9 protein-coding genes are annotated in these 12971 nt (G+C 53.5%); 5 read left to right on the top strand and 4 right to left on the bottom strand.

The features are described 5' to 3' along the window. The first annotated feature begins 84 nt into the window (after nucleotides 1–84). Nucleotides 85–1863 carry a glycoside hydrolase family 9 protein gene (locus EHT87_RS11075; RefSeq protein WP_124906689.1) on the top strand — a complete coding sequence of 593 codons (1779 nt, stop codon included), beginning with the start codon at nucleotides 85–87 and terminating at the stop codon, nucleotides 1861–1863. 76 nt (nucleotides 1864–1939) lie between these two features. On the opposite strand, the gene EHT87_RS11070 is transcribed toward EHT87_RS11075, so the two are convergent. Further along, the gene (locus EHT87_RS11070; RefSeq protein WP_124906688.1) at nucleotides 1940–4186 is read right to left on the bottom strand and encodes an ELWxxDGT repeat protein; all 2247 of its coding nucleotides are present in this window, start codon (nucleotides 4184–4186) and stop codon (nucleotides 1940–1942) included. A gap of 155 nt (nucleotides 4187–4341) precedes the next feature. Next, nucleotides 4342–5355: a zinc-binding alcohol dehydrogenase family protein gene (locus tag EHT87_RS11065; RefSeq protein WP_124906687.1), complete on the bottom strand. Its 1014-nt coding sequence runs from the start codon at nucleotides 5353–5355 to the stop codon at nucleotides 4342–4344. A gap of 517 nt (nucleotides 5356–5872) precedes the next feature. On the opposite strand from EHT87_RS11065, the gene EHT87_RS11060 reads away from it, so the two are divergent. From EHT87_RS11060 to EHT87_RS11045, 4 genes are all read left to right on the top strand, one after another. Beyond that, nucleotides 5873–7015, top strand: a complete 1143-nt coding sequence (locus tag EHT87_RS11060; protein WP_124906686.1) for a fatty acid desaturase family protein — start codon at nucleotides 5873–5875, stop codon at nucleotides 7013–7015. 115 nt (nucleotides 7016–7130) lie between these two features. Further along, nucleotides 7131–8414 carry a M20/M25/M40 family metallo-hydrolase gene (locus EHT87_RS11055; RefSeq protein WP_124906685.1) on the top strand — a complete coding sequence of 428 codons (1284 nt, stop codon included), beginning with the start codon at nucleotides 7131–7133 and terminating at the stop codon, nucleotides 8412–8414. A gap of 31 nt (nucleotides 8415–8445) precedes the next feature. Then, nucleotides 8446–9603 carry an NAD(P)-binding domain-containing protein gene (locus EHT87_RS11050; RefSeq protein WP_124906684.1) on the top strand — a complete coding sequence of 386 codons (1158 nt, stop codon included), beginning with the start codon at nucleotides 8446–8448 and terminating at the stop codon, nucleotides 9601–9603. A 73-nt stretch (nucleotides 9604–9676) separates the two neighbouring features. Next, complete coding sequence (locus tag EHT87_RS11045) at nucleotides 9677–10426, top strand: hypothetical protein (protein WP_124906683.1); 750 nt, start codon at nucleotides 9677–9679, stop codon at nucleotides 10424–10426. 87 nt (nucleotides 10427–10513) lie between these two features. On the opposite strand, the gene EHT87_RS11040 is transcribed toward EHT87_RS11045, so the two are convergent. After that, the gene (locus tag EHT87_RS11040; RefSeq protein WP_124906682.1) at nucleotides 10514–11578 is read right to left on the bottom strand and encodes a ScyD/ScyE family protein; all 1065 of its coding nucleotides are present in this window, start codon (nucleotides 11576–11578) and stop codon (nucleotides 10514–10516) included. A gap of 198 nt (nucleotides 11579–11776) precedes the next feature. Next, nucleotides 11777–12814, bottom strand: a complete 1038-nt coding sequence (locus tag EHT87_RS11035) for a dienelactone hydrolase family protein (RefSeq protein WP_229320993.1) — start codon at nucleotides 12812–12814, stop codon at nucleotides 11777–11779. Nucleotides 12815–12971: the final 157 nt, after the last annotated feature.

The raw sequence follows: 12971 nt of genomic DNA, 5'->3' as shown, positions 1-12971 counted from the left end.
AACTAAAAATGGCGGCAATGAATTGTAAATGAAAAGCCCGCCCTGGGTGAAATCGTTGTAAATTTGGTGAAAAATTAACGCCAAATGCGATTCTTTACACGTGCCCGAACGCTTATTTTGCTCGTTTTTGCGCTGGCCCTGCACCCTGTTTTTACCCAGGCCCAGTCACTTTCTACCTACATCCGCCTGAACCAGATCGGCTTTTATCCCAATGCCGCCAAAATCGCCATCGTGATCGGCGACGCATCCGGCGAATTCCGGATAACGACGCCCGATTTAAAGAAAACCGTTTTTAAGGGAACCCTCAGTGAGGCCCGCCCGAACGCGATTTCCGGCAAAACCGCCCGGACCGCCGATTTCTCGGCCCTGAAAACCGCCGGAACATTTGTAGTCGTCATTCCCGGTTTGGGGCATTCCTATCCTTTCGAAATCAAAACAAATGTCCACCGCGCCGTGGCGATCGGTTCGCTGAAAGGGTTTTATTATCAGCGCGTTTCGGTGGATTTGCCCGCCAAATACGCCGGGGCATGGAGTCGTCCGGCGGGCCATATAAAGGAAGATACGCACGTGCTGGTGCACCCGTCGGCCGTTTCGGACAGTCGTCCGGCAGGTACGGTTTTGTCGTCGCCGGGGGGCTGGTACGATGCCGGAGACTACAACAAATACATCGTCAATTCAGGCATCACGACGGGAACGCTGCTGTCGTTGTACGAAGACTTCCCGCAATTTTGCCAGGCATTTAAAACCAATATTCCCGAAAGCGGTAATAAAATCCCGGACGTTCTGGACGAATCGCTCTGGAATCTGCGCTGGATGCTCACCATGCAGGACCCGGCCGACGGCGGGGTGTATCACAAACTGACCAACGCCCGGTTCGACGGGATGGTGATGCCGGATAAAGCGAACAAGGAGCGGTATGTCGTTCAGAAAAGTGTCACGGCGGCCCTTGATTTTGCGGCTGTGATGGCGCAGGCCGGGCGGGTTTTCAAGTCGTTCAGCCGGGACTTGCCGGGTTTGTCGGATTCCTGCGTGACGGCGGCCGTTCGGGCGTGGGAATGGGCGCAGAAAAACCCGGATCAGTTGTATCGGCAAAATGAGCTGAATGAAAAAATGGATCCGGATGTCGTCACCGGCGAATACGGCGACCGCGATGCCAGCGACGAGTGGATCTGGGCCGCGGCTGAATTGTACGTAACCACCAGGAACGATGCCTATTATACGGCAGTAAACTTGTTTCCGGATGATAAAATGCCGCTTCCGTCCTGGGCGCAGGTTCGGTTGCTGGGCTACTATACTCTCGCCCGGTTCGAAAAAAGCCTGACGCCACGGGGCCAAAAAGACTTTCCGAAACTGAAAAAACAGCTGACCGGTTTTGCTGATGAATTGATTCAGAATGTTGATAAACAGGCGTACCAAACCGTGATGGGCCAATCGGCGCGGGATTATATCTGGGGCAGCAGTGCCGTGGCGGCTAATCAGGGAATTGCACTCATTCAGGCGTATCGCTTGACGAACGATAAAAAATACCTGCACAAGGCGCTTACCAATTTCGATTATCTACTGGGCCGCAACGCCACTGGTTTTTGCTTTGTCACCGGTTTTGGCGACAAGCCGGTGATGAATCCGCACCACCGGCCTTCCGTTGCCGACGGTATTGAAGCACCCGTGCCCGGTTTGTTATCAGGCGGACCCAACGGCAATGCGCCCAAACAGGATAAGTGTGAAGGCTACACGGCGACGTCGGCGGATGAAATGTTTCTCGATGCGTCCTGTTCGTATGCTTCCAACGAAATTGCCATCAACTGGAACGCCCCGCTGGTGTATCTGGCCGGGGCGCTGGAAGCGTTGCAAGCGGCTCAGTGAAACCGGGTTTTATGATAAACGGTGGCCTCTACCTTCAGTCGTAGAAGCCACCGTTCGGTTTATCTGGGGTAGTCAATTAATTCGCTTTCAATACTTTAATTGTTTGGGCCTGATGCAGGCTGGCAACCCGGAGGAGCAGGACGCCCGGCGCAGTATTGGTTAACGAAAACCGCTGGCGTTCCACGGCAGCAGCCTGTTCAACCTGGCGTTCAGCCACCAGTCGACCCTGAATGTCAGTCAACAACAGGCGCAACGGTTCCCCTTCAGCCCCCCGTATCTCGATCGAAACCTCCTCGCCCTGAATGGGATTGCCCAATACGATCACATCGAGCGGTTTTTGGGTTTCCGCCGATTCAGACGCCACCCGGCTTCCGTTGGGGCAGGTTAGATTTTTTGGACCCCACTTCAGCGTGTAATTGCTGTTGTAAACTTTGGCACTGATGGAATACGTCTGGTTATTTTTCAGGCTTTGGGGGGTCGGAAAGCTATACGCATGGATCCCGTTCCCTTTGCCCGCATCCTTGAGATCCTGCCGGAAAATGTTGGCGTCGATGGTGCCGATGGAAATGCCGTTGGCAAAAAATTCGACCTTGACGGTGGTATTGGGCTTGCTTTTATCCCACACCCAACCGCGAATGCTGCTGCATTCCACCTTGTCGAGATACCCTTCAAAATCGCCCGTTACCGGCCCGGGGTTGCCCGGATCAGGGTTGTTGACAGCAGGTTGAACGATGACCGTGGCACTTGACGCCGGACTGATGCAGCCCCCGACGTTGCAGGTCGCCGAATAGACAAAGGTGCCGGTCACAGACGTCGGAACCGTAATGTTGCCCGTTCCGGAGGCATTGCCAGGGCCGGTCCAGGTCAGCGTACCCGAGCAGTTGGAAACCGTCAGCACAACGGCGGGTGCATTTTGAGTAACCGTGACCTGCGTTTGCCCGTTCGACGCCAGATTTGGGGCGGGTGGGCTAACACAAGGGTTCAGCCGGAACAATTGTTTGGTGTTGTTGGAGCCCGTGGCCGCAAAATATAGCACACCGTTCACCGGGGTCAGCTCGTAGGGCGCAGAGTCGGCGGCACCGGGGTTGACGTCGGCAACCAGTACGGTGCCGGCTTCGGTCCCGTTGCTTTTCCAAAGTTCATTGCCAGTGGCTGCGGATTTGGCAGTCATGTACAGAACGCCCCCCATGTCCGTGAAATTTGTCGCATCCGAAGACTCCTGACCGGGGTTAATATCTCTGATCAGAACCGTTCCGGCGGTGGTGTTGTCGGTTTTCCAGAGTTCCCGGCCCATGCCGGCGGTGTTGGCGGTAAAGAAAATCTGGTTGTTGATGACCGTCATAAAACCGGGTACACCGTTGGCTTCCCCCGGCGGTCCGGGAAGGACGTCTTTCAGGAGTGACGTCCCATAGGAGGTGCCATTTGTTTTCCAGAGTTCGGTGCCGTAGGTATACTCCGAAGCTTTGAAGCAAACCGTACCGTTCAGGTAGGTATAAAAGGAGGGCTCGGAGGAGGGCCAGCCGGGGTTCACATCTTTGATCATAACGGTTCCGGCTTCCGTACCGTCGCTTTTCCAGGGTTCGCTCCCGGTGGCGGTCAGGGTTGCCGTAAAATACAACATGCCGTTGACGTTGGTCAGGTAGTTCATATTTGACCCATTGGCCCCCACATTGATGTCTTTGACCTGCACGGTTCCGAGGGCGGTTCCGTCGGTTTTCCAGAGTTCGTTGCCGAAGCTGCTGCTGGTGGCTTTGAAAAACAGGGTACCATTGACGTTGGTGAGGTGTTGCGGATCGCCGTTGGCCGAACCGTAGTTGATATCTCTCACCATTACCGTTCCGGCTTCGGTCCCGTTGCTTTTCCAGAGTTCGGTACCGTGGGTGCCGTTGTCGGCCCGGAAAAAGAGTGTGCCGTTGACAGGGGTCATCCAGACCGGCATGGAGTCGTAACCGCCGGGCCGAATGTCTTTCACCAAAACCGTACCGGCGGCTGTTCCATCGGTTTTCCAGAGTTCAACGCCGGTGGTGCCGTTGTTGGCCGCAAAAAATACAGTATTGTTAACCACCGTCAGGCGGGCCGGGGAGGAACTGGCCGCGCCGGGGTTGATGTCTTTCAGCAAAACCGTACCACCGGCGGTGCCGTCGCTTTTCCAAAGCTCCAGGCCACTGCTGCCGTCGCTGGCACTAAAGATTAGCGTGCCGTTCAGGTTGACGATTTCGGTTATTCCGCCGGAAAAGCTTTTCAGGGAAAGCGGTTGTGCCCGAACCGGGCACAAACTAAGGCAGCAAGCGAGTACTAAAATGGCAAAGGTAAATTTCTTCATGGCGTTCACAGGTAAATGGTGTGCTGATTAACGCCGTAAAAGTAGGGAAGTCGGGTGCTGAAAGGTGAGTCTGAATAAATAACAGGCCACTCTTGCTGAACAAGTGGTGACAAACGGAAATAGCTGGCAGTCGCTGAAAAAACCGGCAGGACCGGTTATAGCTCAACCATCGCTTTAATGACGCCGTTGGCGGGGTTGAGCCAACTGGCAAAATGGTCTTTCACCTGACCAAATTGCACGCGGTGCGTAATGTACGTAACCGGATCGATCAATCCTTTTTTCAGACTGTTCAGCACGTGTTCAAAATCCGGCCGGGTAGCGTTTCGGCTGCTCATCAGGGTGGCTTCGCGCTTGTGAAATTCCGGATGACTCAACGAAACCTCCCCACGCTGTAAACCCACCAGCACATACCGTCCTCCGTGGGCCATATACTGAAAAGCGTTGTTGATGGCGGTCTGATTACCGGTTGCGTCGATAATGACCGTCGGCATGTCGCCATTGGTGATGGCGCGGAGCTGTTCCGCTACGTCGGTCGAACGCGCATTGATCGTGTACGGCACGCGTAATTTCGCGCGGCAAAAGGCCAGCCGGGATTCGTTAACATCCATCGCAATGACGTTTCCGCCGGCAATACGGGCAAATTCCATCACGCCCAGACCAATGGGACCGGCACCCACCACCAGCACAAATTCGCCGGGTTGAACCTCCGCCCGCCGAATCCCGTGGGCTCCAATGGAAAGCGGTTCGGCCAGGGCCAGTTCGTCCAGGCTCAAGCCGTCGCCGTGAATCAGCGAGTAGGACGGAACCCGCAGGTATTCGACCATGCCTCCATCCATATGAACGCCCGAAACCCGCAGCTGAGCGCAGCAATTGGTCTTGCCCATCCGGCAGGCCACACATTTTCCGCAGTAGAAATACGGCATGAATGTAAGCTGTTCGCCTTTTGAAAAACCGGGCGCATTGTCGAAATCGACCAGCTCGCCTGCCAGTTCATGACCCAGAATGCGGGGGTATTCAAAAAAGGGCTGGGTGCCTTCAAAAGCGTGCAGATCGGTTCCGCAAATGCCGATTCGTTTAATCTTTAGAATGGCGTGATCCGAAGTCAGCTCCGGTTTTTGGCCGGACCGGTATTCAAACTGGCCGGGCGTAGTGCATACTAATGTTTCCATTTTTCTCAGTGGTCAATCTTTTCATCCCCAGAACACGGCAACGGGAAGCCGCACTTTCGTCGCAAAGCGGTTATTCACAAGTTGCATTCGATACCGATTACAAAGGTTAAGCAAATAGTTTAAGATGACATTCTTTTTACCCGAATAATGAGCGATTTTACTAATCTTCATGTTGCCGGTATTTTAAATCGAGAGCCGGAAAGCCGGGAATGCAAGGCCAAAGCGAACGAACCCTGCCGATTGTTGAGGCCCCCGGAAAGAGCCCTTGTCGAGAAATAACAGAAAATTAATACGCCCGTTTGACGGTATTTGGCGGGATACCGTCCTATTTATACCCCTGCTGTTCTACTTTTCCAAGATCTATTAATATATATATTTAATAGACACAGTATAAAATACGGTTTTCAACGTTATAGGTTATACATTGTACAAGTAAGCACAATTTAGAATCAAGGGTACGTTACAGTCGTCAGAAAATCATCGGTTGACAGGTATTTAGTAACCCAGAAAGTGAACTATGACGACTACAAACGTAAAGTTTCTAAACAAAGACAAGTCTACTTTTTTTCCGGTACTCCGCACAAGAATTGAGCAGTACTTTCAGGAAAACGAAATTAGCAAATCCGGGGGCTCGCCGATGGTTGGCAAGGCCATCTTTATGCTGAGCCTGTATCTGGTTCCGTATGGATTGATTCTGACCAATTTATTTCCGGCCTGGGCCATGCTGGTGATGGCGGGGGTGATGGGAATCGGTATTGCCGGCGTGGGTATGTCGGTGATGCACGACGCCAACCACGGCTCGTTTTCAACCTCCTCCTGGGTCAACAATCTGTTCAGCGGCAGCCTGTATTTACTGGGCGGCAATGTCTACAACTGGAAAGTTCAGCACAACACCCTCCACCATACCTACACCAACATCGACCAGTTGGACAGCGACATTACCGGCAAACCATTTCTGCGGCTTTGCGACCAGCAACGGCTGCAAAAGATGCACCGGTATCAGCACTGGTACGCCTTTATACTGTATGGACTGATGACGTTCTCGTTTCTGGTGAAGGATTTCAGACAGGTCGGTGAGTTCAACCGGAAGGCCAAAAGTAAGTTGACCAAGCCCTTCGCAACGTACGAAATCGGTATTTTGGTCCTGAGTAAATTGCTGTATGTGTTCTTTGTCGGGGTGTTGCCGTTCCTGCTGACTGATATAACCTTCGGGCAGTGGGCGCTTGGTTTTCTGTTGATGAATTTTGTTGCGGGATTCGTCTTGAGCGTCATTTTTCAGCTGGCCCACATCATCGAAGAAGTCCATTCTCCGGTTCGGAACGACCAGGGAAATATCGAAAATGCCTGGGCCATTCACCAACTGGAAAGTACGGCTAATTTTTCGGTTCACCCGGTATTGTCCTGGTGCGTCGGCGGTTTGAATTATCAGATCGAACACCATTTGTTTCCGTCGATCAGCCACGTTCATTATCCCGCCATTGCGCCCATCGTTCGGGCTACCTCCAAAGAATTCGGACTTCCGTATTACCAGAAAAAATCGTTGATCGATGCGCTGGGCTCTCACGTTACGATGCTGAAAAAACTGGGACGGCAAGCCGGGCAATCGGTTGCGAACCAGCGGGTTACTCGTACGCGCCAGCCGGTAGGCAGTTCACAATAAAAAGGAAACCATTCTCGTCGGGAACCAAGCAGTTTTTTGTCAGATCTTTTCCAAAAAAGAAGTTTTTCATACCAAAGCTTCTTACTTTGAAAATGATTTGATGATTCATCCCGCTATGCCTAACCCTTTCCTTTTTGCCTTCCTCCTGGCGGTATTTACACCGTATGCCTACGGTCAGTCGCTGGCCCCGATCGAAAAAAAAGTACTGTCAACGGTTCGACAACTTCAACCGGAAACCGAAACGTTTCTGGAAAAACTCGTCAACATCAACAGCGGAACGCTCAATCTGGCGGGGGTCCGGGAAAACGGTAACCTGCTGGCCGCTGAATTTGATAAACTGGGTTTTAAAACCGAGTGGATAACCCTCCCGGATTCACTCAACCGGGCCGGACATCTGGTGGCAACCCGCCAGGGAAAACGCGGCAAAAAGCTGTTTCTGATCGGCCATCTGGATACGGTTTTTGAAAAGAGCCTTCCGTTTGACCCGTTTACCCGTGTGAACGATTCGACGGCTACGGGCCAGGGATCGAACGATATCAAAGGCGGTAATGTGCTCATTCTGGCCGCTTTGAAAGCCTTGCAGGCGCACGGTTTGCTGGATGACGTGTCCATTACCGCTTATTTTACCGGCGACGAAGAAAGCAGTGGCGGCCCCGAAAGCCGCCGGGATTTCATCGAACGGGCCAAAAAATGTGATATCGCCCTGGCTTTTGAAGGGGCTCAGGGACTGAACCAGGTGACCACCGGAAGGCGGGGGTCGAGTAGCTGGACGCTTACCGTAGCGGCCCGAACGGGCCATTCGTCCCGGATTTTTAGTGATCTCGGTTACGGGGCCATTTTTGAAACCGCCCGGATTCTGAATGAATTTCGGCGGACCTTGGGTCAGGAACAATACCTGACGTTCAATCCCGGCCTGATCCTTGGCGGTTCCGATGTGCACTACGACAACAAAACCGCCAAAGGCGAAACCACCGGTAAAACCAACATCGTCGCACCCTCGGCGCTGGTGAAAGGCGATCTGCGGTTTATCTCGGAAAAGCAGAAAGAAAGTGCCCGAACGCGGATGCGCGAAATCGTGGAAAAAAGCCTGCCACTGACCAAAGCCACCATTGCATTTCAGGACGGAATTCCGGCAATGGAGCCTTCCGAAAAGAACGAAAACCTGCGAAAAGTAGTGGATCAGATCAGCCGGGATATGGGGCTTGGACCGGTGAAAGCGGGTGATCCGGGGTCGCGGGGCGCGGGCGACATTTCGTATGTGGCGGAGTTTCTGCCCTGTTTAGACGGGCTCGGCGCTTCGGGAAAAGGGGCGCACAGCATCGAAGAAGACATTAATCTGAAACAGTATCCTTTCCTGATTCAACGGGCGGCTTTGCTGCTATACCGTCTGACACGCTGACTATTCCAACCACCTAAATGCAACCCTTGGCATGAGCCAATATTCTGAAAACCTGATCATTGGTGCCGGGCCGTTTGGCCTGGGACTGGCTGCTTATCTTCGAAAACGGCAGCACGACTTTCGAGTAGTTGGACACCCCATGGAGTTCTGGAAGCGCCATATGCCTGCGGGCATGCTGTTGCGCTCGGGAGTCAATTGGCACCTTGACCCGGACGGGCAGTGGACCATTGAACGGTTTCTAGCCGGGCGGGGCGAATCGCCCGATCTGGCCGAACCGCTGTCGCGGGAATTGTATCTGGCGTATACCGACTGGTTTATTGAGCAGGCAGAAATTCCGGTTCAGGCCGCGTATGTGACCCAACTGAGTCGGGACAACGACCATTTCCGGGCCGTGCTGGACGACGGCTCGACCGTGCAGGCCCGGCAGGTGGTAATTGCCACCGGTTTTTATTCGTACAGCCATATTCCACTTACTTTGTCCGATTTGATTCCTGCCAACCGGATTCAACACACCCGCGATGCCGTGAATATGGCTGATTATCAGGGCAAACGCGTATTGATCGTGGGCGGTCGCCAGAGTGCGTTCGAGTGGGCGGCTTTGTTACGCGAAGCCGGTGCCAGCCGCATCGATCTTTGCTACCGGCACGATACGCCCCGGTTCATTCCGTCGGATTGGTCGTGGGTGGAAACCCTCGTCGACGGCATGGTCGATCAGCCCGGCTGGTTTCGCAACCTGTCGGCCGAAGAAAGGGACGCCCACCGTGCGAATCTCTGGACGGAAGGCCGGTTGAAGCTGGAACCATGGCTCGCCGACCGGATTTTTCGGCCGCAAGTGCATCTTCATCCCCGAACGCAGTTGACCCAGGTAACCGAATTACCCGATGGCTTACGAGTAACGTTGGATTCGGGCGACGAACTGGCTGTGGATGAGGTTATTGCCGCAACGGGCTATCAGGTCGACATTCGGCGGCTGCCTTTTCTGTGTGATTCCCTATTGGCCGAATTGGCCGTTGATACCGGTTTTCCGCTCCTGGACAACGACTTTCAGAGTAACGTACCCGGCTTGTATTTCAGTAGTTTCCCGGCGGGGTTGGCGTTCGGTCCTTTTTTTGGATTTACCATTGGCGTTCGGGCGGCTTCCCGCATCGTTGGTGTGGCATTGAACCGAAACGGGGCCGCTTTCCGGTAAACCCGGGAACGCCTGGCGTGATAAAACCATTTGTGCCGGAACGGGTTTATCCTGTGTCCACATCCAGCACGTTATGAACTTTATTTCTTTTTCGCGGGCGATTACGGCGGTTCTGTTGCTTTTGATCGCGCTACCTTCGCAGGCCCAGTTACGGCTCGATCTCGAATCGGGGCTTGTTCTCGGAACAGCCTACACCGAGGTTCGGATTCCCAATCAGGGCGGTACGCTCGTTGATCTGTCGAAGCAGTTGCGCGCTGATCCTCAGGTATTTTACCGCGCCCGGCTCGGGTATACCATCGCCAATCGCCACACCATCTCGGCTTTGTATGCCCCGCTGACGGTCCGTTTTCAGGGCCGGTTCAACCAGGATATCAATTTTAACAATGTCCTGTTTCCGGCCAGCCAGCCCACCACGGCGTATTACAAGTTCAATTCGTACCGGCTAACGTACCGTTACGATTTCGTCGTGCGGGAACGCTGGCGGGTGGGAGCGGGATTTACGGCCAAGATCCGGGATGCCAACACGCGGTTCGAAGGCGAAGGGCGTCAGGCCGATTTCGATAATGTCGGTTTTGTGCCGTTGCTGAATTTTTACGTGGCTTACAGGCCCGGCGACCGGTGGCGTGTGCTGCTGGAAGGCGATGCGCTGGGGGCGAAGGTGGGCCGGGCCGAGGATATTTTTTTAGGAGCCGCTTATCAGGTTAGCCCCAAACTGGGTTTCAAACTGGGCTATCGGGTCGTTGAAGGCGGGGCCGATTCGGATGAAGTTTACACCTTTACCTGGATCAATTACGCATCAGCCGGGGTGCTGCTGACGTTTTGACCCGGCGGCAAGTAGCTACTTATAATGACAAAGGCTCCGGATGGGAGCCTTTGTCATTGATACAATACCGCTTTACTTTCGGATGATTTACAGGCCTTTTCCTTTCAGCTTGTAAATGACACCTGTACCATAGCAAAGCAGATAATACGTGTCGGCATTGGCGTTACTTAGTTCAATGTCGATTGGGGTAATGACCGGTAAAGCCGGATCTAACGGCAGGGTTACTGCGCTTTCATTTGCGATACGCCCCATACCCGAGAATCCAAACTCGGTGGCAATGAGCTTGCCACCCGGCGTCAAGACCAGATCCGTCATCCCTGTAAAGCCCGATTTATATTCCGAAACGGTACCGGTGGCCCCGTTTGGCGTTATTTTAAAGATTTTCGCTACGCCGGACGGAAATGGAAATCCGCTGAGGGTACTGACGTAGAAATTGGTGCCATCGTAGACGATACCGGTCGGTACGGCATCGATTACGGGCGGGCCTGGATACGAAGGAATCGTGGCATAAATAGAAAGGGTTTTCGTCATCTTGTTCCGGCGAACAATGGCATTGCCGGCGGCATCGGCGATAAATAAATCACCGTCTGGTCCAAACGTAAGATTATACGGATCGGTTTCAGCCGGAGTCTTATAGCCCTGCATTTTAACAAAAGCTCCAATGTTTTCGCCTGCGCCCAATACGCTGGCATTTACTGCGGGTGTAACGCCCGGAACAAAACCCGATACATCATACGTGTACAGGATGCCATCAACGCCTTGCAGAATATACAGCCAGCCATCTTTGTACTTTAAATGCGCCAGGCCTTCCGGACTTCCTTCAACACCCGTGGACGAGTGCAAACCGGTAATAACCGGGTATTTTACACCACCTGGTGTAATGGCCGAGACCATGCCATCGTTAGCGCCCGTTCCGTTCTCGGTAACAAACAGCACTTCGCCCTTTCCAACCGTTAATCCGATGGGGCTTTTCAGGTTCTCACCCGTGCTGCGCGAACTGGGAAGACTTCCGTAAAAAAGTTCGGCGGTAAAGCCTGCCGGGTCGGGCACCTTGTGGTCTTCCAGCGTACCACAACTGTTGGTGACAAAAAGGCCGGTGCCAACGACCAAAAGGGTCAGCAAGTACTGAACTGTAGAGCGTGTGGTAATCATAAGTAGATTGTGTTAGAGTAAATTACTGTAATGGAATGAAGAAAAAGGGCATCAATCACAAGAGCTGCAAGGTAAGTTGTTGGTGGAAAGAAAATAGCGATAATTTATTATCTGGCGATATATTTTTGGTTTGAAACCGCATTTTAGACCGATCAACTGTTTCGGGTGCAAAAAAGGGCTTTCAACCGCATAAAACGACTAGCCTTTTGATCGGGAAAGGTGCCGGGAGAACGTGGCTTTTACCTGCTGCCACATGGCGTCCGTTAAGACGTGCCCTTGACCCGATTCAATGAACGAGGTGAAATTTTCGGATGCGCCCGCTTTCTGATAAGCCTCCGCGATTCGCCGGAGACCCCCGCGCACGAATTCAATCGGAGAACCCGAATCCAGTTCGCCAAAGTTCAGGTGGAGCGCCCGCGGAGCAATGAGTGCGGCAATGTCGGGCGTGTCGCCAAATTGAGCCCAGCCAGGAACAAAGTTGGGAAAACAATGCAACAGATGCTCGTTTTCAATGGCTGCATAGGTGGGCAGACAACAATTCCCGACCAGACACTTCAACCGGTTTTCCAGCGGACCCACGAGCCAGGCGTGGGTGGAGCCCATCGAATGGCCGTAGCAACCGATCTGACTGGCAATGACCTCCGGACGGGAACACAAATAATCGACCGCACGACGCATTTCCAGTACGTTTTGCCAGGCCATGCTGCGACCCCGCACCACCTGGCGCAGAAACTCGAAGCGTTCATAGTCGCCCTTTTTCAGTCGGCCCGTTGAGTCCTGCCGTTCTTCAAAACAGACCGCATCGGGGCAAAGCACGACGTAGCCTTCCCGAACCAGGGCAACGGCGGTGTGGTGCATGGGATTTCCGGCTAACCCGGCCGGTTCCGATTTCCCCAGGTGATACTCCCCGTTGTGCTGATGCCAGACGGCAATACCGGGTGCCGGGCGCTGGGGTGTCACCGAATCCGGAATCAGCACCAGGGCCGGAACGCGTTCGTTTGCCGTCACTTCGTAGGTTACAGATTCAATTCGGTAGCCTTCTTTCACAATCGTTTCCCGCAGGTTCGGAAGCAATGGCATGGCTTTGGGAAATGGCCCGCCCAGACAGGCCAGATACTGTTTTCGTAAGGTGTCAGGCGAGAGCGTGCCCGGTTTCAACGACTCCTCACCGCCTGGTATCGACAGGGGGCTGGTGGTGGCGAGGGCTCCCAGACCGTACATAAGCTGTTTTTTCATAAAGGCGCGTCGGTTGTGTCTGAGCGCGGCTGAAAAACGAGGATGTTTCATAAAGGTTGTCGCCGGGTTTGCTAAATAACGATCACGCTGAAACGGTGGGGAGAAGTCTTGAAATTATTATAAATTAGGTTTAAAAGAAACCGCGTACGGAAAAATA

Source organism: Larkinella knui (genome assembly GCF_003858645.1).
In the GTDB taxonomy this organism is placed as follows: domain Bacteria; phylum Bacteroidota; class Bacteroidia; order Cytophagales; family Spirosomataceae; genus Larkinella; species Larkinella knui.
The sequence above is the reverse complement of the archived record's forward strand: the minus strand, read 5'-3'. Positions and strand labels throughout refer to the sequence as shown.

What these genes read in the sequence shown, in the direction of transcription:
- EHT87_RS11035 (WP_229320993.1), bottom strand. Translation starts at nt 12,814, where the DNA reads ATGAAAAAACAGCTTATGTACGGTCTGGGAGCCCTCGCCACCACCAGC.
- EHT87_RS11060 (WP_124906686.1), top strand. Translation starts at nt 5,873, where the DNA reads ATGACGACTACAAACGTAAAGTTTCTAAACAAAGACAAGTCTACTTTT.
- EHT87_RS11045 (WP_124906683.1), top strand. Translation starts at nt 9,677, where the DNA reads ATGAACTTTATTTCTTTTTCGCGGGCGATTACGGCGGTTCTGTTGCTT.
- EHT87_RS11065 (WP_124906687.1), bottom strand. Translation starts at nt 5,355, where the DNA reads ATGGAAACATTAGTATGCACTACGCCCGGCCAGTTTGAATACCGGTCC.
- EHT87_RS11050 (WP_124906684.1), top strand. Translation starts at nt 8,446, where the DNA reads ATGAGCCAATATTCTGAAAACCTGATCATTGGTGCCGGGCCGTTTGGC.
- EHT87_RS11055 (WP_124906685.1), top strand. Translation starts at nt 7,131, where the DNA reads ATGCCTAACCCTTTCCTTTTTGCCTTCCTCCTGGCGGTATTTACACCG.
- EHT87_RS11075 (WP_124906689.1), top strand. Translation starts at nt 85, where the DNA reads ATGCGATTCTTTACACGTGCCCGAACGCTTATTTTGCTCGTTTTTGCG.
- EHT87_RS11070 (WP_124906688.1), bottom strand. Translation starts at nt 4,186, where the DNA reads ATGAAGAAATTTACCTTTGCCATTTTAGTACTCGCTTGCTGCCTTAGT.
- EHT87_RS11040 (WP_124906682.1), bottom strand. Translation starts at nt 11,578, where the DNA reads ATGATTACCACACGCTCTACAGTTCAGTACTTGCTGACCCTTTTGGTC.